Origin of the sequence: Photobacterium galatheae (genome assembly GCF_000695255.1) — a bacterium.
GTDB classification, from domain to species: Bacteria; Pseudomonadota; Gammaproteobacteria; order Enterobacterales; family Vibrionaceae; genus Photobacterium; species Photobacterium galatheae.
Map to the genome: position 1 here is coordinate 1 of NZ_JMIB01000044.1, position 17628 is coordinate 17628.

Genomic DNA, 17628 nt, shown 5'->3' on the forward strand with positions numbered 1-17628 from the left:
AACTTTATGGGGTCACTTCAGATCCCGGCTTTTTTAATGAGCTTTTTGAATCAGCTTTATTGAAAGAAATTTGCTGAATGAACTTCGCCAAATAAAGCAACGATAACCCGTCAGAGCCAACGCTGATTCCACATCTTGTTGCGCCTAAATCTTATTCTTCGGACAGTTCGCACAGTACTTGCCATCATCTCGACGGTAATGCATACAACAGCTGACTCTCATTTGCTGCCACTGGCCTTCTTCATCACGATATAAAGTATTGATATGCTTCGCGGGGAGACCCAAACTCTCCAGCCACCAGACAGCATGCTGCGATACAGCTTCAGCAGGCAACCGTTCCGGTAATGTGTTGTGGTAACGCAGTAACACGGCCAGCACGGTATCAGCCAGCAACTGCCGGGTAAAACCGGGGCGAATGCGTATATGCTGTGCCATTTGCTCACGCAGATCTTCGTACAGTTCCACCAGCTCCCGCCCCGCACACTGGATCAGCTTTTGCGTATTTCCCTCACACCACTTGCTATTCTGACTGAAGCTATAACCGGCCACCCAACCTTCGTTGTTATACTGCTGCACAATCTGGCTCAACGGCGGCACAGCCTGCACACTGTAAACACAGACAAAAGCCAGATAAAGTGGCTGCCAGGTGAGCATCGACCAGCTTCGTGTCGTCCAGTATGGTTGTCCGGCTTCCGGATAATTTTGCTGCCAATACTGATAAAGGCTGACCAGCAAGGGGTCATTGGGGCCGTCTCGGGTAATCGAAAACAGGGTGTCTGGTGACTCAACACCTTTCATGATAGGAATCAAACGCTCTCCATCATGGAACAACTGGATCAAATGCCCCGGCCGAACGGCCCGGCCGATATTGCCAGGATAGCTCTGATTTTCCGCTCTTTGATCCAATTTCATCACTGTCGTCATGTCCACCAAACGCTCATGAATTCGCATGCCACCCATCTGTGGGCAAGATTCACTTGATGTGAATCACACTAGAATAAATAATAACTATTATCATTCAAGTAAAAATTATCATTTTTAGCAAATTCTTGTTCACTCTTTTGGAATGATCGCGGATGTCCTCCGACAAAAATATCCATCAGATGATATTTCTCTCATTCGGTGAAGACTGGAACCGGCACGAGGTGAAGGCGACAAGGCAAAAAAAAACCAGCCACTCGGGCTGGTTTTCCATTAGATATCAGGGGCAATATCCTGCGGGATAAAATCTGTTTTCAAAACATCAGGCGAGACAATGGCACCTGAATCTGTGACACTGTCACCTAGTGACAGCGTTATCAACTGATTTTCACTGTGCAGATCCGACTCTCGCCCCGGAAAATCACTTTGGTTCAGTTGTATCGGCTGGCCATGATGACTTCCAAAAGCAGCCAAAACAGATTCATCGACCGTGATCACTCGGAGTGTTTTGACCGACTGGTAGCTATGGAAGGTCAAGGTATCCGGCACTAGGCCATAGTCCTCATACCACGCATCTTTGGACATCAGATATTCGCGATACACCGCACCGACGAAGGGGGTCATATCCCGAACAATCACACTGTTTTCCTGAATTTCCGCTTCAGAGGCAACCGCAGGTTTCCCTTCATCATCCAGAGCGAAAGTCATCACCTTCCTGCCAATTTCACTTCGAACAGGTAAACGGGCATAAGCCATCGCGTTCCGTTTCCAAGTCCGGCCAGACTGCTCAAAAACATCAGCCAGCACTTGGGCAGCATTCTGAGACGGAGCAACAACGGTTGCTTCAGTCTCACTGTCCGCTGCAGCATCAAACGAAAATGCCAGAGCCACCAGCAAAGGCAGGTGGCTCAGTACAAAAATAGGTCTGCTGCGAGATTTCATTGTCATGCTAATTCTTTATTATTCGCTTTCAATTTGTCTCCAGCATACCTGAACTCAAGGTTTTATGCTGCTTGATTCCCGCGCAACCGTTGCCAGAGTGAAACCACAGCCAGAACCAACAAGCCAGCGATCACGCCAACAAACAGGTTCGTCAGCATTGGAACCAGCCAACTCACACCCGGGAAATTATGCAAGCGCTCCATCAGCATTTCCAGCCAGTGATGAGAGTCCGACACACTGTGAACCACAATACCGCCGCCGACCAGGAACATAGCCACAGTGCCAACAACTGCCAGAACTTTCATCAGCTTCGGAGCTGCAGTGATGAGCATCTTACCGAAGGCATTGATCAGCCCCTTCTTGTAACGCTTCACCAGATAGAAGCCGCCGTCATCCAGTTTGACAATCCCGGCCACCAGCCCGTAAACACCAATGGTCATCAGCACTGCAATAAAGCTCACCACCGTCAGCTGAGTCAGCAAGGACTCGCCCTGCACTGTCCCCAATGCAATCACGATAATCTCAGCAGATAAAATAAAATCGGTGCGAATGGCCCCTTTGATTTTACTGGCCTCGAATTCTTCAAGATTCACGCCTTCAGGGAGTTCATCGTGTTCTCTCAGCGCTTCCTCGGCACCACCATGCAGCAGCTGATGCATTACTTTCTCTGCACCTTCAAAACACAGGTACAGGCCGCCAATCAAGAGTAATGGCATAATCAACCATGGCGCGATGGCACTGATCAACAGTGCTGCCGGCACTAGGATCAGTTTATTTTTAAAGGACCCCTTCGCCACTCCCCAAACCACAGGGATTTCCCGTTCAGCACGCACACCGGAAACCTGCTGGGCATTCAATGCCAAATCATCACCCAGCACACCTGCGGTTTTTCTTGCCGCAACTTTACTCATCACCGCAACATCATCCAGCACGGTTGCAATATCATCCAACAACGTTAGTAAACTTGCGCCAGCCACATCCCCTCCTCATTTTTGGGAAACTTATCTTATTGATACACAGGTTATTCTGCTCTGAGTCATCACATTTATCATAAAACATTTTCGGTTCAGCCAGAGGATCTCATTTACGAACTGAAGTGAAAGAATCCCCACCCATGACTCGCAGAGCGAGATGAAGTCCACTAAGATTTTAATCAATATAATGATCTGTCACGGCAATCATCATGAATGCCACACCGTGAACAGCACTTGAACTGCGCGAAACGAATGACTTCCCGGGTACGGTTGACCGATTTGTGTTCTTCTCATGGATGCGACCAGTTTCGGTAGAAGGTGTTGCATGGCAATCGCCATTACCTTGATTTTTATTGTTATTGCTTCCGTTTTATTTCATTTCCTCAGTCCCTGGTGGCTAACGCCGGTGGCGTCAAACTGGGGAGAGATTGACCATGCCCTGAATTTAACCCTGATCATCACCGGGGCTTTTTTCGTTATTCTGAATCTGATTCTTGCCTGGTTAATCTTGCGCTTTCGGCATAAACCGGGCAGAACGTCCCGCTTTCAGCCAGACAGCAAGAAACTCGAAGCCTGGCTGATCGGCATCACTTCTGTCGGAATCATCGCCTTACTGGCACCGGGGCTTCTGGTCTATGGGCAGTTTGTGAATGTTCCGAATGATGCACGCCTCGTTGAAGTGGTTGGTGAGCAGTGGCGCTGGCGGTTCCGCTTTCCCGGTGACGATCAGCAACTGGGAAAAAGTGATGCGCGTTTTGTATCCGCGACCAATCCGCTGGGGCTCGATCCGGACGATCCCGCGGGTGCCGATGATCGCATCATCCTGACCCCGGAACTCCACCTGCCACTGTACGCCCCGCATAAAATGTTACTGCGTTCAAAAGATGTCTTACATGATTTCAACGTCCCTCAATTCAGAGCAAAGATGGATCTGGTGCCGGGTACGGTCACGCACTTCTGGCTCAGACCCACTGAACGCGGCCAGTTCGATATCCTCTGTGCTGAACTTTGTGGGGTGGGACACTTCAACATGCGCGGCCGAGTCGTTGTCGAAGATGAAGCCGAGTTTGGCCGCTGGCTGGCCGCGCAGCCAACTTTTGCCCAGACACAGCGTCCGGCTGAATCCCCCGCTGAAATCGGTACACTTTCCACCGACGACCTCATCGCCATGGGAAAAAAACTGGCTGAAGTCAACGGCTGTATCGCCTGCCACAGCCACGACGGGAAACCCGGCATCGGTCCGACCTGGCTGAATCTTTACGGAAAAACAGAAACCATGTCAGACGACACACAGTTGCAGGTCGATGATGCATATTTACGGCGTGCTATTCTGGAAGCCAACGCCGAGCTGGTCAAAGGTTACCCTGCGGTGATGCCCGTCTACACTTTCAATGATCAGGAAATTGAAGCCCTGATCGCTTATATCCGGTCACTGGCGCAGTAGTGCACGCGGCGGAGGGGATATGACTACACCAACGAAAGCACACAGTTACGGACATCCACAATCATTCTGGACCCAATATGTCTGGAGTCAGGATCATAAAGTTATCGCCATTCAGTATTCACTGACGGCCATTTTCATGGGCCTGATTGCGCTGGTCATGTCGTGGCTGATGCGGTTGCAACTCGGATTTCCCGGCACCATTGATTTCATTGATGCCAATGCCTACTATCAGGCATTGACCATGCACGGCATGATCATGGTGGTCTATCTCCTGACGGCTCTGTTTCTGGGCGGGTTCGGGAATTATCTGATCCCGTTGATGGTGGGCGCCAGAGACATGGTGTTCCCGTTCCTGAATATGCTCAGCTACTGGTTTTATCTGCTGGCTTCCCTGATTCTGATCGCCAGTTTTTTTGTCACCGGCGGCCCGAGCGGGGCTGGCTGGACGCTCTACCCGCCACAGGCCATCCTCCCGGGAACACCCGGAACAGACTGGGGCATCGTCCTGATGCTGATTTCACTGGCTGTTTTCATCATTGCAGCCACCATGGGCGGCCTGAACTATGTCACGACTGTACTGCAAGCCCGAACCCGGGGCATGACCCTTCTGCGCATGCCACTCACGGTCTGGGGAATTTTTACGGCATCTGCTATGGCATTGCTGGCCTTCCCGGCGCTGTTCGTCAGCGCTGTGATGATGCTGTTCGATAAACTGTTAGGCACCAGCTTTTTCATGCCGGCGGTGATTTCGATGGGGCAACTCAGCGAGCACGGCGGTGGCAGCCCGATCCTGTTCCAGCATTTATTCTGGTTTTTCGGCCACCCGGAAGTGTATATCGTGGCGCTGCCTGCCTTTGGGATCGTGTCCGACCTCATCAGTATTCATGCCCGTAAAAATATCTTCGGCTACAAAATGATGGTGTGGGCTATTCTGGCCATTGGTGCCCTGAGTTTTATCGTCTGGGCACACCATATGTACGTCAGTGGGATGAATCCCTATTTCGGATTCTTTTTTGCCATCACCACCTTAGTCATTGCCGTCCCGACGGCAATCAAAGTCTATAACTGGTTGTTTACACTCTGGCGCGGCGATATTCATCTGACGTTGCCGATGCTGTTTGCCCTCGCCTTCATCAGTACTTTTGTGATCGGGGGTTTAACGGGCCTGTTCCTGGGGAATGTGGTCGTTGATATTCCCCTGTCAGACACCTACTTTGTGGTCGCCCACTTCCATATGGTGATGGGGGTTTCGCCGATTCTGGCGATCTTCGGCGGCCTCTATCACTGGTATCCCAAAGTCACCGGTCGCATGCTGAACAGTACCATGGGACACATCCATTTCTGGATCACCTTCCTGGGTACCTACGCGATTTATTTCCCCATGCATTATCTCGGTATCATGGGCATGCCAAGGCGCTATTTTGCCTACGAAAACTACAGTTTTATTCCAGAGTCTGCGCACAGCCTGAATGCTTTCATCACCATTGCCGCGCTGATTGTCGGAGCCGCCCAGTTACTTTTCATCTACAACATGTACTGGAGCTGGCGCCATGAGCAGGCCGTCGGCAGTAATCCCTGGCGGGCAACATCGCTCGAATGGCAAACCCCGGACACACCGCCAAAACACGGCAACTGGGGAGAAGAATTACCCGTGGTCTATCGCTGGGCTTATGACTTCAGCGTCCCCGGGGCCAAAGAAGACTTTCTGCCGCAGAACCAGCCACCGGAGAGTCAGGCTGAAGATGTGCCGGAGGGACAACCACAACCCGGGGAGTCTGAAACATGAGCCGAAGCAAGTCCGCTTGCTCAACACTGGCTTCAGGTCAGCTGAGTCCGGACCCAAATGCACGTTACCAGCCGGCCAGCCCGTTCGCCGCGGTTTCCACAGGATTATGGATCCTGCTCGGTGTGATCGGCGCCCTCTTCGCTCTGTTTACACTGGCCTATTACATCCGCTATGAAGTCAATGACTGGCAGCCGCTCAACGAACCCTGGCAACTGCTACTGAGTACGACCTTGCTTGTTCTGAGCTGCCTGACCCTGCATTTTGCCACACGTCATGCCCGTTTGTTGCCGTCACTCACGGCCTGCCGGACAGAACTGCTGCTGACCGTCGGTTTTACCGCCGGATTTATTCTGGCGCAACTCTGGGCCTGGCAGGCATTAATCAGTATCAATCAGGGGGTCCAGACCAACCCGGCCAACAGTTTTTTCTTTTTACTGACCGGCTTACACGCCATCCATGTGGCTGGGGGTGTGATTGCCTTGACCATTGTGGTGTATCAGGTGTGGCGGGGCCACCGTGACAACCTGCACCTCTGGCTAAACCTCTGCGCCCGGTACTGGCATTTTCTGCTATTCATCTGGCTGTTTCTGCTGGGGTTATTGCGTCTCACCTGAGACAGATTTCTCCCGCAACCGAATGAGGACCAAGTCATGAATGAACCCCGACAACCTCAAGCCCCCACACTGGCTGCACCAAGCGGGTGGACCGGCGTGGTCAAAGACTATGGCGGCGACAAAGCCGCTTTTCAGGTCTCTGCCAATAAAACCATGATGTGGATCTTTCTGCTCAGCGATACCTTCATCTTCGGCTGTTTTCTGGTGGGTTATATGTCGGTGCGCATGACCACCACTGAAAACTGGCCCCTGCCAAGTGAAGTCTTTGCGCTGACCATTGGCGGCCAGTCGATCCCACTTATTCTGATTGCCATCATGACCTTCGTCCTAATCACCAGCAGCGGCACCATGGCCATGGCGGTGAATTGCGGCTATCAGGGCAAACGCTTTTCCACCGCACTCTTGATGCTGGTGACGGCTTTGCTGGGGATCACCTTTGTCAGCATGCAGGCATTTGAATGGAGCAAACTGATCGAAGAAGGCATCCGGCCCTGGGGAAATGCGGAGGGCGCTTCTCAGTTCGGCGCGGCTTTCTTCATGATCACCGGCTTCCATGGGTTGCATGTCAGTATCGGTGTGCTGTACCTGATCATCGTCGCGATCCGGGTGGCCCTCGGAAAATATGACAAAAAACGTGTCGATCCGCACGCCGCCGGGGTACAAGGGGGCCGCTACGAAATCGTCGAAATCACCGGCCTGTACTGGCATTTCGTCGATTTAGTCTGGGTCTTTATTTTCGCTTTTTTCTACCTGTGGTAGAGCATCCTAAAATCAACGGAGGCGATGATGTCAGACGCTGAACTCACCCAAACAACCACCAAACAGCAACATCCCATCAGCCTGTATCTGAAAGTCTGGGCGTTACTGTTCGTCCTGAGTACCCTGTCCTATCTGGTCGACTATTTTCACCTGCAGGGTCTGCTGCGCTGGAGTCTGATCGTCCTTTTCATGCTGCTCAAAGCAGGACTCATCGCATCCGTGTTTATGCACATGCGCTGGGAACGGCTGGCTCTGGTCTACACCATTTTTATCCCACCCTTAGTGCTGCTGGTTCTGGTGGGGCTGATGGTGAGTGAGGCCAGTTATATCTTTGCTTTAAGAGAATGGTTTTTCAGCCTGCCGGGGGGCTGATGGCTCGGCAGGCTGTGTTTACGCTGTCAGCTGAAGCAAGGCTAAGGTAATGTTTTCATCATCCGTTGCCATTTCTCTTGCATAACGACCAGCCAATGTGGTGGAGATTTACCTGTACCGGCAGGTTTCAGCTTATCGTGTGCCAGAGTAATACTGGCCAATTGCAGCTCCTGTTCCGGTTCCACATCAACCATGAGGACATGCTGACCCGATTTCAGCACATTCTTAAAACGACGGAATTGATAATGCAATTCCTGGAAGCCGAACAAGCCCCCCTCCCAGGTAATGAATCCCAGGATCGCAATCGCCAGTAAGATAAATGGTGCCCAACCAACCGCATCAGTCACACCAGATGCATAAGCCGCGATTAAGATACCGGCAGCCGCGATCACACCAATCACCGCACCAATTTCAGTGGAATGAACCACGTCATTGCGCATGACCGATTGCACCGGATGCAAATGCTTATGGCTGGAAACTTCAGCATCTTTATTGCTGAGCACATGAATCTGCGGTGCCGAAAAGCCACTCAATTCAAGTTCATGCTCAACCAGCTCAAGCTCATCCAAGTCATCACTGATATAAAAAACCCGTTTCATAATTTGCCTCCTGAAGGCAGTGAATGAAGAAGGTTACTATCAGTTTACTAGGTGTTTTCAGAATTTTACCCCAAGATGAAAACTAATCTTTGAAAGAAGTGTCATATTATCCTGCCAAAAATCTCTCAGTCCGCACTTTACCAACAATTGACAAACGGCTAACACAGCCCTGGAACGATTCCATTAAAGTGCCGGTTTTTCAGGATTCATGGCGACAACAATGAAACATCTGACTCTGCTTGGCCTGCTGATGACGAGCCTGTCTCTGACTGGCTGCCAACTGACGCGTGTAGAAGGCAATGTGGATGGGGTGAATATCAAAGCCTCAACCAATGGCGATTATCATGATGACGACCACCATCATCAAAGCAGCGGTGGCTTCTGCCCGCCCGGACAGGCAAAAAAAGGCCGCTGTTAATCCAGCGGCCTCATCTTCCAAATATCTGTCCCGGCCTGCATGCCGAGAAACCTTCAACAGCTATTTTCAGACTGCTCGTAAGCCTCAACAGCCCGTTTCAACGCTGTCAGATCTGACGCGCACAAATATCTTTTCAGTGCTTCAAACTTTTCCGATGGCCAGTCGTAAATGTTCAGTTGCATCAGTTCATCAATCACAGACGGCTCAAAACGGTATTTCACGCGTTTTGCCGGAGAACCCGCGACAATACTGTAAGGTTCGACATCTTGAGTCACAACACTGTTGGCGGCGACAATCGCGCCTTCGCCAATGGTAACCCCGGGCATGATCATCGACCGCATCCCCAGCCAGACACCATCATGAATACAGGTATCACCTTTGCCGACATAAGCTTCTTCAATAAAATCCATAAACGGATACAAGCAGAACCAGTCGGCTCTGTGGGTATGATTACCGCCCATCAGGATGATCACTTCGGCGGCAATACAGACATAATCACCGATATGGAGTTTATCAATCGGCCATTTCGGATCCCACTGGCGGCTGATTTCATCCCCGTGCAGATAACGGACAACTGATGCTTCAAAACCGTGATCCCAACAATCGCTGTAATAACTGTGGGTCCCTTTAATGGTAATATTCGGATTCGTGACAACTTCATGCAATAACTGCACTTTTGACCAATGTTTTTCGCTCATAGACAACCTCTTCCGCTCACATAGTGACAACCACAGATGGAATATTCCACTGCGGCAGTATGTTTATTTCAGAGACTGATACGTCAGTGAATACGGGGTTGCTTTAACAAAGGGATCAATTTCATCAGGATGCTTCTTTCAAATCACGCCGCCGGATTCTAACGTCCAACTGATAGTCACGCAAATGGATTGGCTTGACTTCAGACAACGTGCATGACACTTGAAACATCATTTGGCAATGCCAGCCGGAGATCGATACAAATCAGTTCGCCAACCGATCGGTTATTGAGTACAGGAGCCTGAGTATTCGACTGGCGTTGCGGATAAATCAGCAAAGCCAAATGGGGTTCCTGACGTAAGGTACGATACACAGCGTTTTGTTCTCATGCCTAAACATGACTATCTATCCCGCCTTTCAACAGAAACTCTTTTCGTGCTCAATCAGGTACGAATATCACAAACGAACCGTCAAACGAATCATTTGTAATTTCTCAATGACCTCTGGCTGTAAAGGCATCGGGAATTCCCCTATCTCATCAATGACATCGTTGATTCGATGACATATTTGACCATCGCCAGATTCTATTTGAATGTTATTCACCTGACCTTTTTCAGAAAGATGAAGTTTTAGATGACAATTTCCACTGAGCTTATCATGAACATTTTCATAAGATGAAAGCTTATTTTCAATGATAATCTGATATATACCGCCATATCTTAAACCTCATTCCTGATAAGTGCGACTTCTTTTATTTCCTCCTGAGATCTCACTATATTTGGGCTTGCAAACGTCTCAGTAGCAAGTAAAAGCATCATGAATGGAAGTATATATTCACCCACACTCATATAAAAACAGAAACCATCATTTTACAACTCAACTTTTAGTTCAAATGACTCCCGACTTCACACGATTTCAAAGGTTGAAATGTCTTTCTGTGAAAAACCGGGAGTATTCAAACGCAATCAACGAATCAGAACATATCCGCAATATTTTTAATGCTCTGAATCGTATTTTCTGTTGTCGACAAGGTGTCGTAGAATTTCCGCTTATCGTTCAGTTTCACCAAGCGTTGATTCAGCATTGATTTTTGCGCGTCTGAAATTTGCTCAGCCGTCAACTGTTGATGAATCTGGCCAATTTCACGATCAATTTTATGAATCGCTAGTTCATATTCAAATCGGTTCACTTCATATTCAGCACGTTCCTTAGCCGATTTCGCAGACTTCAGCGCAGCCTGAATCGTTTTTCTGTCGTCATTGGAAAGCGAGTCGCCCCCCAGTCTTTCTTTATAATTATTGATATTGTTTTCATAAGCACTGAGCTTTTCTTGCGCTTGCGCTAAATTACGGTACGGGGTATAGCCAGACAAAAACTCTTTTGCTAAACCAGCCGGGCAAACATTCTCATAACTCTGGTTCGACTGACCAACAATCGTGCCATTTTCATAAGTGCAGTAAGTTTTCAATCCTTCTTTGCGGCCATCCAGATACGTTTTGAGATCAACAGTAACGCCATATTCTGCGCATTCTTCACTGTAGGTCGCAGCATAGCTCTTTTTCCCGCTTTGGCCATCAACCAGACCAATCTGATACCAGTCGCCCAGACGGCACTCTTCTTCGCTGATCGCCGAACACCCTGAGAGGGTCAATAGGAGTGCCACGCCGGCTGGCATCACGTAACGTTTATTCATGGGCTTTTCTTTCCTGATTATCTTTAGACTTCTCAATGCGCCGAATCCTTCATTGCGAACCCTTTGTCCTTCGATGCAGAACGCAAAATAATTCAACACACGCTCCTGTTCTCCCTGAATAGAGCGGCGGGTAACCTTCAAATGTTTACCCAGTGAATCCCACGAATGATTCAGCAAATGATTGTGGTTGGCGCTAAACATATACTACAACCCATCTCATATCTACGGTTTGTCGCCGATTCTATGTCATTGATTCGGGCATTATTATGAGAAAAGTTTTTCACAATTGTGCTGCTCAGGAGCTAACCGAGATACGAGGCATCCTGTTGTCAGGCTCAGAAGGGAAAATGGGGGAGTAAACGGCCAGCGATACAGCTGACCGGAACCAGAACGGCAGTATTTAACGTGTATTGTGCAAATAACGGTGAATCGACAGCCCATCGGTGTCGATATCGGTGTCGTTGCCGCTGACAATATCAGCCAGTAAACGACCGGAGCCGCAAGCCATCGTCCATCCCAGCGTGCCGTGGCCCGTGTTGGTAAACAGATTCTCAAATGGCGTTTTGCCGATTACAGGTGTCCCATCCGGGGTCATCGGACGCAAGCCAGTCCAGTATTCCGCTTGGTTCAGATCGCCGCCTTCCGGGAAAAGATCATCCACCACCATCGCAATGGTTTCTTTTCGCTGCTCAGTCAGATGTAGATTGAAACCCGCCAGTTCCGCAGTGCCCGCGACCCGGATTCGGTCATCAAAACGGGTCATCGCAACTTTGTACGTTTCATCAATCACGGTGGAAACCGGTGCGCCGGCACTGTCTTTCAACGGCATGGTCAGCGAGTAGCCTTTCACCGGATAAACCGGTAACTGCAAGCCCAGGGTCGCCAGCATCGCCGTCGAGTAGCTCCCCATCGCGACCACGTAACGATCTGCCTTAAATTCGCCTTTATCCGTATCAACCGCCACAATCCGGCCATGCTCGTGACGCAGTGCATCAATCCGGGTGTTGAAGACAAACTTCACCCCCGCCTGCTCCGCCAGTGCGGTCAATTGCTGACAAAACTTATAGCAGTCCCCGGTTTCATCATTGGGCAGACGCAGGCCACCCGCGACTTTTTCCCGCACTTTCGCCAGCGCAGGCTCGGCCCGAATGCAGCCCTCAACATCCAGTAATTCATACTGAATGCCGCTTTCTTGCAGCACCTGAATATCTTTGCCGACCGCATCAAGCTGTGCCTGTGTTCGCAACAATTGCAAGGTACCCTGCTGACGGCCTTCATAGCTCAGATCATGATGTTTGCGCAATTCAATCAAACATTCCCGGCTGTAGTTTGCCACCCGCAACATGCGGGATTTATTTCGCTGATAACTGACATAATTACAGTTCGCCAGCATTTTGCCCATCCAGCTGTACAGGTCCGCTGACAGCGAGGGTTTGATTTTCAGCGGGGCATGTTTCTGAACCAGCCATTTCATGGCTTTGGCAGGAATCCCCGGCGCAGCCCAGGGTGAAGAGTAACCATAGGAAATCTGACCGGCATTGGCGAAGCTGGTTTCTTCAGCGCTACGGGACTGGCGATCAATCACCGTCACCTGATGCCCGTTCTGAGCCAGATACCAGGCTGACGTCAGCCCGACGACACCACTTCCCAATACAATCACTTCCATTACATACTCTCTTTTCTGAACAAAAACGGGTCACAGGAAATAAAGCGAAGATTGCGGTATTTACACCGGGTTAACAATCGATAATTATTAACAACAGCCTTTAGCAAAACTAAACGCTCACCGTTCAAGCCTAGCTGAAAATATCTGAGTACGACCCGGAGAATCGAAACCATGTCTGCTGTAAAAGGAAGTGTCCTAGCTGCCCTGGCAACCTTTGATATCGCCGCCAGAACACAAAGCCTCACCCGTGCCGCCACTGAGTTACATATCACAACAGGTGCGGTGAGCCAGCAAATCCGTCAACTGGAACAGCAGCTCGGCTTTGCCGTGTTTCAGCGTCACGCACGGGGAATCACGCTGACAGAACCGGGACAACAGCTCCATCAGGTTGTCCATCGCAGCCTGAAAGAGATAGAAGCTGTGATTCTTGCGTTACAACCGGGGCTGCAGGCTGAAGGGGAAATCCGGCTGAAACTCACCCCCTCATTCGCGTTCAAATGGCTGGTGCCCAGACTGCATGATTTCTATCAGCAATATCCCGAGATCAACGTCCAGACCTTTGCCGATGGCGCACTGGTCGACAGTCAGAATACCGATTGCGATCTGGTGATTGATTATCGCCGGGATGATGACATCAAGATTGACGGCAGCACCAGCCTGCTACTGGCTGAATCTCTGTTACCTGTGATGAGTCCGGACTATCAGGCCAGATTCGACTGGCAGCAGCCGCAGGCCTGGAAAGCAGTCACTTTGCTGCATGATGCCATGCCCTGGCGACATGCCGAGCGGGATACCGAATGGCGGTACTGGTTCGATGCCATGCATATTGCAGCAGACAGCCGTCGCGGGCATTTTTTCAACCGGACCGACATGGCGATGGCGGCGGCTGAAGCAGGACTGGGCGTCGCCATGGCACGACAAGCCCTGATAGGCGAAGACGTCAGCAAAGGTAAACTGGTTTCCCCGTTTTTACCCCTGCCGGCCAATGCCGGTTATTACCTGATTCGCCACCGCCAATCCGCAGCGATCGACTGTTTTGTCCATTGGCTTCAACAACAACTGACCCATTAAAGCTTTAACCGGCCATAAGGGTCGAAGGCAAACCGGCTGATCACACCTAAGGTGGTCGCAACACTGACAGCGGCCGCCACCAGAATCGCAATCATAATGGCGATCTGATATTTCACCGCCAGAATGGGCGCTGTGCCGCCAAGAATCTGACCGGTCATCATCCCGGGCAAGGCAACAATCCCAAGAGTACTCATACTGGCAAGCTGCGGCGTCAGTGCTGCTTTGACGGCTTCCCGCTGAAATGGCTGTACCGGGTGTGGTGCCCCCATCGCCAGATAAAACTGGTACTCATTACTTTTTTCTTTCAGGCAGGAATACCAGCGCTCCAGCGCCAGCACGTTTGCTGTCAGTGCATTTCCCAGGAGCATCCCGGACACCGGAATCAGATACTGCGCCTGCCACCAGGGGTCTGCATGAATCAAACCAATCAGCATGGGGGGCAGCACCACCGCCAGACTGACCAGCAAACCGACGATGACCGCAACCGTGGCTTTTCCCAGTGGCACACCTGAACGGCGGCAGATACTGAAACCAGCCACCAGCACCATCACGCTCAGCCAGAACAGATTCAGGCCAAGGTGCTGAAAACTAAACAGGGTTTGCAGATAGATCCCGACCACGGCAAGCTGCAAAGTCATCCGCAACACAGAGATGACCGCCACTTTGCTCAGACCCAGTTGCCAGCGGGAAAACACGCCTAATGGCAGCAGTAATAACAGGTAAAAAAACGCCAGTGACACATTCGACAAATTGACTGCACTATCCATGAGAAGCATCCATGTCAACAATCTGATCCGCACTGTTCAGCCAATGCGGATCATGGGACACCGACACACAGGTCAGTGGCTTTGCAGCCAGTACAGCCATGACTTTATCCCGGCTGGTGTGATCCAGTGCAGACGTCGGCTCATCCATCAGCCAGAGCGGACGTTCCATCAGCAACGCGCGAACAATCGCTACCCGCTGCTGCTCCCCGCCGGACAACTCAGCCACCGCTTTGTCTAAATCATGCAGGAGATCCAGTAATCGCAAACAGTCATGGCAGGTATCGTCATCCGGTCGGCCCCCATTGGCCGCTTTCAGCTTCCAGGGCAAACGAATGGCCTCTCCCAATGTCTCGGCACCCATCACAGGGGACTGAGGCAGATAACAGAATTGCTGACGCCACCAGCGTAAATTTTCGGGTTGAATCACTGCCTGCTGCCACAAAAAATGACCGGACTGAGCCGGTTGCAAACCGGCCAGCACTCTCAGCAGACTGGATTTCCCGCTCCCGGAACGGCCAGACAACGCCAGATGCTGCCCACCCCGTAGCCTGATATTCAGCCCCTTGTCGGTCTGTTGTTCCATCCCAGACCGCAATGAAACAATCTGTAATGACTGATTCTCCATGATTCTCAGGTCCATTCACTTTGCATTCATTGAACTCGTGCATCATTATCTAAATACTGATTTTTTACATTTCGCTGACCACAGTTCACCATAAAGACTAGGGCCAAAAACCCAAAACATTCAAAACTTTCCGCCTACTTGCGGATTGGCCTGTCAGCGAAACCTGAATGACATGTACAGTTGGAATCAATCATTTATGTTCAAATTTTTTGAAAGACTCACGGCTCCTTTCCCAGACGAAATGCCCCAGCAACCCCCGGGGAGTCTGTTCGCTTTTTGCCGCTTTTATACCCGAGGGTTTGGCTGGCCTTTAATCCTCATGTCTGTATTGAGCGCTTGTATCGCGATTGTCGAAGTATCGCTGCTGGGCTTCATGGGCCAGCTGGTTGATCTGCTGGCCCAGCATTCTCCCGACACTTTTTTTGCTGAAGAAAGCGGGAAACTGTGGACAATGGGTCTGTTGATCCTCGTGGTCATTCCCTTACTCGCGCTCGCACACTCCTTAATTATGCACCAAAGTCTGCTGGGCAATTATCCGATGTCGATCCGCTGGCTGGCACACCGCTATTTACTGCGTCAGAGTATCTCTTTCTATCAGGATGATTTTGCCGGACGACTGGCAACCAAGGTGATGCAAACCTCCCTCGCCGTTCGGGAAACTGTGATGAAACTGGTCGATGTACTGGTATATATCAGTGTGTATTTCACGGCCATGATCGTCATGATGGCCAGTGCCGATCTGGTGATGATGATACCGATTGTCGTCTGGCTGCTGGCCTATATCGGAATTCAGTTTTATTTCGTCCCGAAAATGAAAGCCATCGCTACCGAGCAGGCCGATGCCCGTTCCTCCATGACCGGGCGCATTGTCGACAGTTATACCAACATCACTACGGTCAAACTCTTTTCCCATACCAACCGTGAGACAGAATACGCCGAAGAGAGCATGCAAGGCTTTCTGGATACGGTATACCGCCAGATGCGTCTCGCAACGAAATTCATTCTGAGTGTGGATGCCATCAATTATCTGCTGCTGTTTGTGATTGCAACCGTGTCAATTTCGCTGTGGATGAACAGTGCTGTGACCGTCGGTGTCATCGCAGTCGGGATCAGCATTGCATTGCGGGTTCAGGGTATGTCGAAATGGATCATGTGGGAAATCGGCGCACTGTTTGAAAATCTCGGAACCGTTGTCGATGGCATGAAAACGCTGTCAAAACCCGTGAGTATCGAAGATAAAGACAATGCCAGCCCGTTGACCGTGACAAAAGGCGGCATTGACTTCGATAACATCAGCTTCCACTACGGTGATAAAGCCAAAGGGGTCATCGAGCAATTGTCGCTGCACATCAAACCCGGTGAGAAAGTCGGCGTGGTGGGCCGCTCGGGTGCCGGGAAATCGACGCTGGTGAACCTGCTGCTGCGCTTCCACGATCTGGAATCGGGTGCGATTCGCATTGACGGACAGAACATCGCCGATGTGACTCAGGACTCCCTGCGCAGCAATATCGGGATGATCACGCAAGATACATCTCTGCTGCACCGTTCAATTCGGGAAAACATTCTGTACGGCAAACCAGAGGCCAGCGAAGAAGAATTACTGGCCGCAACCCGTCAGGCGCACGCCCATGAATTCATTGAAACGCTGTCTGACCCGCATGGCAATGTCGGATACGATGCGCAGGTCGGTGAGCGTGGCGTGAAACTCTCTGGCGGACAACGTCAGCGAATTGCGATTTCCCGGGTCCTGCTGAAAGATGCCCCGATTCTGGTGATGGACGAAGCGACTTCAGCACTGGATTCTGAAGTCGAAGCCGCCATTCAGGAGAGCCTGTATCAGTTGATGGAAGGCAAAACGGTTATCGCGATTGCACACCGCCTGTCGACCATTGCCGCCATGGATCGCCTGATTGTCATCGACAACGGCCAGATCATCGAACAGGGCAGCCATCGGGAACTACTGAGTCAGAATGGCATTTACGCCCACCTCTGGGCTCACCAGACCGGCGGTTTCATCGGCTGCGATCTGGAAGAATCCCCGCAGGAAGAGGTGATGGTGAAATAGGTTGGTACAACGGCAGATTCAGTGACAGAATCTGCCTGATGATGAACACCTGCTTTGGTTGAATCCGGGCAGGTTGTTTAAGATGAACTCCAGTACTTGCTGGCGCTGCTGTGCCTGATCAGCTTCGGTGTATTCCAGTAAAGAGATGGTCGTACTCATAATTATCTGTCGATATTTCTCATCCAAATCAATAAAAAAGTTCAATCTGAAATTTGA

The 17628-nt window shown here is 50.6% G+C and carries 20 protein-coding genes; 8 read left to right on the forward strand and 12 right to left on the reverse strand.

From position 1 onward, the window contains the following. Positions 1–144: 144 nt before the first annotated feature. From EA58_RS19835 to EA58_RS19845, 3 genes are all read right to left on the reverse strand, one after another. Entirely contained in the window at positions 145–924 is a 780-nt protein-coding gene (locus EA58_RS19835) for a siderophore ferric iron reductase (RefSeq protein ID WP_235199660.1), read from the reverse strand. Positions 925–1194: 270 nt separating this feature from the next. Further along, complete coding sequence (locus EA58_RS19840) at positions 1195–1869, reverse strand: hypothetical protein (RefSeq protein ID WP_036757141.1); 675 nt, start codon at positions 1867–1869, stop codon at positions 1195–1197. 56 nt (positions 1870–1925) lie between these two features. Beyond that, complete coding sequence (locus EA58_RS19845; protein ID WP_036757143.1) at positions 1926–2840, reverse strand: DUF808 domain-containing protein; 915 nt, start codon at positions 2838–2840, stop codon at positions 1926–1928. A 322-nt stretch (positions 2841–3162) separates the two neighbouring features. Between EA58_RS19845 and EA58_RS19850 the strand changes: the two genes are divergently transcribed. The 5 genes from EA58_RS19850 to EA58_RS19870 are packed head-to-tail and all read left to right on the forward strand — an operon-like array spanning position 3163 to position 7812. After that, positions 3163–4281, forward strand: a complete 1119-nt coding sequence (locus EA58_RS19850) for a cytochrome c oxidase subunit II (RefSeq protein WP_036757146.1) — start codon at positions 3163–3165, stop codon at positions 4279–4281. Positions 4282–4300: 19 nt separating this feature from the next. Next, entirely contained in the window at positions 4301–6067 is a 1767-nt protein-coding gene (ctaD, locus tag EA58_RS19855) for a cytochrome c oxidase subunit I (RefSeq protein WP_036757149.1), read from the forward strand. After that, positions 6064–6681 (forward strand): cytochrome c oxidase subunit 3, encoded by a 618-nt coding sequence (locus tag EA58_RS19860; protein ID WP_036757152.1) that lies wholly within the window; start codon positions 6064–6066, stop codon positions 6679–6681. Before ctaD ends, EA58_RS19860 begins: the two co-directional genes overlap by 4 nt. Before the next feature lie 36 nt (positions 6682–6717). Further along, positions 6718–7440: a heme-copper oxidase subunit III family protein gene (locus EA58_RS19865; protein WP_036757154.1), complete on the forward strand. Its 723-nt coding sequence runs from the start codon at positions 6718–6720 to the stop codon at positions 7438–7440. 27 nt (positions 7441–7467) lie between these two features. After that, the gene (locus EA58_RS19870) at positions 7468–7812 is read left to right on the forward strand and encodes a cytochrome C oxidase subunit IV family protein (protein WP_152548132.1); all 345 of its coding nucleotides are present in this window, start codon (positions 7468–7470) and stop codon (positions 7810–7812) included. Positions 7813–7853: 41 nt separating this feature from the next. On the opposite strand, the gene EA58_RS19875 is transcribed toward EA58_RS19870, so the two are convergent. Next, entirely contained in the window at positions 7854–8411 is a 558-nt protein-coding gene (locus tag EA58_RS19875) for a hypothetical protein (protein ID WP_036757159.1), read from the reverse strand. Between the two features lie 220 nt (positions 8412–8631). Between EA58_RS19875 and EA58_RS19880 the strand changes: the two genes are divergently transcribed. After that, positions 8632–8829, forward strand: a complete 198-nt coding sequence (locus EA58_RS19880) for a hypothetical protein (protein ID WP_036757172.1) — start codon at positions 8632–8634, stop codon at positions 8827–8829. Between the two features lie 53 nt (positions 8830–8882). On the opposite strand, the gene EA58_RS19885 is transcribed toward EA58_RS19880, so the two are convergent. The 5 genes from EA58_RS19885 to EA58_RS19895 all read right to left on the reverse strand — a co-directional run bounded on the left by EA58_RS19885 (position 8883) and on the right by EA58_RS19895 (position 12884). Continuing rightward, positions 8883–9527 carry a CatB-related O-acetyltransferase gene (locus tag EA58_RS19885; protein ID WP_036757162.1) on the reverse strand — a complete coding sequence of 215 codons (645 nt, stop codon included), beginning with the start codon at positions 9525–9527 and terminating at the stop codon, positions 8883–8885. Between the two features lie 200 nt (positions 9528–9727). Then, the gene (locus EA58_RS21765; protein WP_161781085.1) at positions 9728–9898 is read right to left on the reverse strand and encodes a hypothetical protein; all 171 of its coding nucleotides are present in this window, start codon (positions 9896–9898) and stop codon (positions 9728–9730) included. An 83-nt stretch (positions 9899–9981) separates the two neighbouring features. Beyond that, on the reverse strand, positions 9982–10233 hold the full coding sequence (locus tag EA58_RS22225) for a cell envelope integrity TolA family protein (protein WP_081819771.1): 252 nt from the start codon (positions 10231–10233) through the stop codon (positions 9982–9984). Between the two features lie 265 nt (positions 10234–10498). Next, complete coding sequence (locus tag EA58_RS21190; protein WP_051642280.1) at positions 10499–11218, reverse strand: DUF2799 domain-containing protein; 720 nt, start codon at positions 11216–11218, stop codon at positions 10499–10501. A gap of 400 nt (positions 11219–11618) precedes the next feature. Beyond that, entirely contained in the window at positions 11619–12884 is a 1266-nt protein-coding gene (locus tag EA58_RS19895) for a D-amino acid dehydrogenase (protein ID WP_036757163.1), read from the reverse strand. A 171-nt stretch (positions 12885–13055) separates the two neighbouring features. Here EA58_RS19895 and EA58_RS19900 point away from each other — a divergent pair, with 171 nt between their 5' ends. Then, positions 13056–13955, forward strand: a complete 900-nt coding sequence (locus EA58_RS19900; RefSeq protein ID WP_036757164.1) for a LysR substrate-binding domain-containing protein — start codon at positions 13056–13058, stop codon at positions 13953–13955. Here the strand turns inward: EA58_RS19900 and EA58_RS19905 are convergent. Beyond that, positions 13952–14722: an ABC transporter permease gene (locus tag EA58_RS19905; protein ID WP_036757165.1), complete on the reverse strand. Its 771-nt coding sequence runs from the start codon at positions 14720–14722 to the stop codon at positions 13952–13954. The two genes, EA58_RS19900 and EA58_RS19905, sit on opposite strands and share 4 nt — an antisense overlap. After that, on the reverse strand, positions 14715–15347 hold the full coding sequence (locus EA58_RS19910; RefSeq protein WP_036757177.1) for an ATP-binding cassette domain-containing protein: 633 nt from the start codon (positions 15345–15347) through the stop codon (positions 14715–14717). Before EA58_RS19910 ends, EA58_RS19905 begins: the two co-directional genes overlap by 8 nt. Before the next feature lie 196 nt (positions 15348–15543). Here EA58_RS19910 and EA58_RS19915 point away from each other — a divergent pair, with 196 nt between their 5' ends. Further along, on the forward strand, positions 15544–17412 hold the full coding sequence (locus EA58_RS19915; protein ID WP_036757167.1) for an ABC transporter ATP-binding protein: 1869 nt from the start codon (positions 15544–15546) through the stop codon (positions 17410–17412). Positions 17413–17430: 18 nt separating this feature from the next. On the opposite strand, the gene EA58_RS22075 is transcribed toward EA58_RS19915, so the two are convergent. Further along, a partial coding sequence (locus EA58_RS22075; RefSeq protein WP_235199659.1) for a hypothetical protein occupies positions 17431–17628 on the reverse strand: 198 nt, incomplete at its 5' end.

Excerpts from the sequence above, each read along its gene's own strand:
- EA58_RS19865 (WP_036757154.1), top strand. The coding sequence starts at position 6,718 with ATGAATGAACCCCGACAACCTCAAGCCCCCACACTGGCTGCACCAAGC.
- EA58_RS19885 (WP_036757162.1), bottom strand. The coding sequence starts at position 9,527 with ATGAGCGAAAAACATTGGTCAAAAGTGCAGTTATTGCATGAAGTTGTC.
- EA58_RS19850 (WP_036757146.1), top strand. The coding sequence starts at position 3,163 with ATGGCAATCGCCATTACCTTGATTTTTATTGTTATTGCTTCCGTTTTA.
- EA58_RS21190 (WP_051642280.1), bottom strand. The coding sequence starts at position 11,218 with ATGAATAAACGTTACGTGATGCCAGCCGGCGTGGCACTCCTATTGACC.
- EA58_RS19860 (WP_036757152.1), top strand. The coding sequence starts at position 6,064 with ATGAGCCGAAGCAAGTCCGCTTGCTCAACACTGGCTTCAGGTCAGCTG.
- EA58_RS19840 (WP_036757141.1), bottom strand. The coding sequence starts at position 1,869 with ATGACAATGAAATCTCGCAGCAGACCTATTTTTGTACTGAGCCACCTG.
- EA58_RS19835 (WP_235199660.1), bottom strand. The coding sequence starts at position 924 with ATGACGACAGTGATGAAATTGGATCAAAGAGCGGAAAATCAGAGCTAT.
- EA58_RS19870 (WP_152548132.1), top strand. The coding sequence starts at position 7,468 with ATGTCAGACGCTGAACTCACCCAAACAACCACCAAACAGCAACATCCC.
- ctaD (WP_036757149.1), top strand. The coding sequence starts at position 4,301 with ATGACTACACCAACGAAAGCACACAGTTACGGACATCCACAATCATTC.
- EA58_RS19910 (WP_036757177.1), bottom strand. The coding sequence starts at position 15,347 with ATGGAGAATCAGTCATTACAGATTGTTTCATTGCGGTCTGGGATGGAA.
- EA58_RS19880 (WP_036757172.1), top strand. The coding sequence starts at position 8,632 with ATGAAACATCTGACTCTGCTTGGCCTGCTGATGACGAGCCTGTCTCTG.
- EA58_RS19905 (WP_036757165.1), bottom strand. The coding sequence starts at position 14,722 with ATGGATAGTGCAGTCAATTTGTCGAATGTGTCACTGGCGTTTTTTTAC.
- EA58_RS19900 (WP_036757164.1), top strand. The coding sequence starts at position 13,056 with ATGTCTGCTGTAAAAGGAAGTGTCCTAGCTGCCCTGGCAACCTTTGAT.
- EA58_RS19895 (WP_036757163.1), bottom strand. The coding sequence starts at position 12,884 with ATGGAAGTGATTGTATTGGGAAGTGGTGTCGTCGGGCTGACGTCAGCC.
- EA58_RS19915 (WP_036757167.1), top strand. The coding sequence starts at position 15,544 with ATGTTCAAATTTTTTGAAAGACTCACGGCTCCTTTCCCAGACGAAATG.
- EA58_RS19875 (WP_036757159.1), bottom strand. The coding sequence starts at position 8,411 with ATGAAACGGGTTTTTTATATCAGTGATGACTTGGATGAGCTTGAGCTG.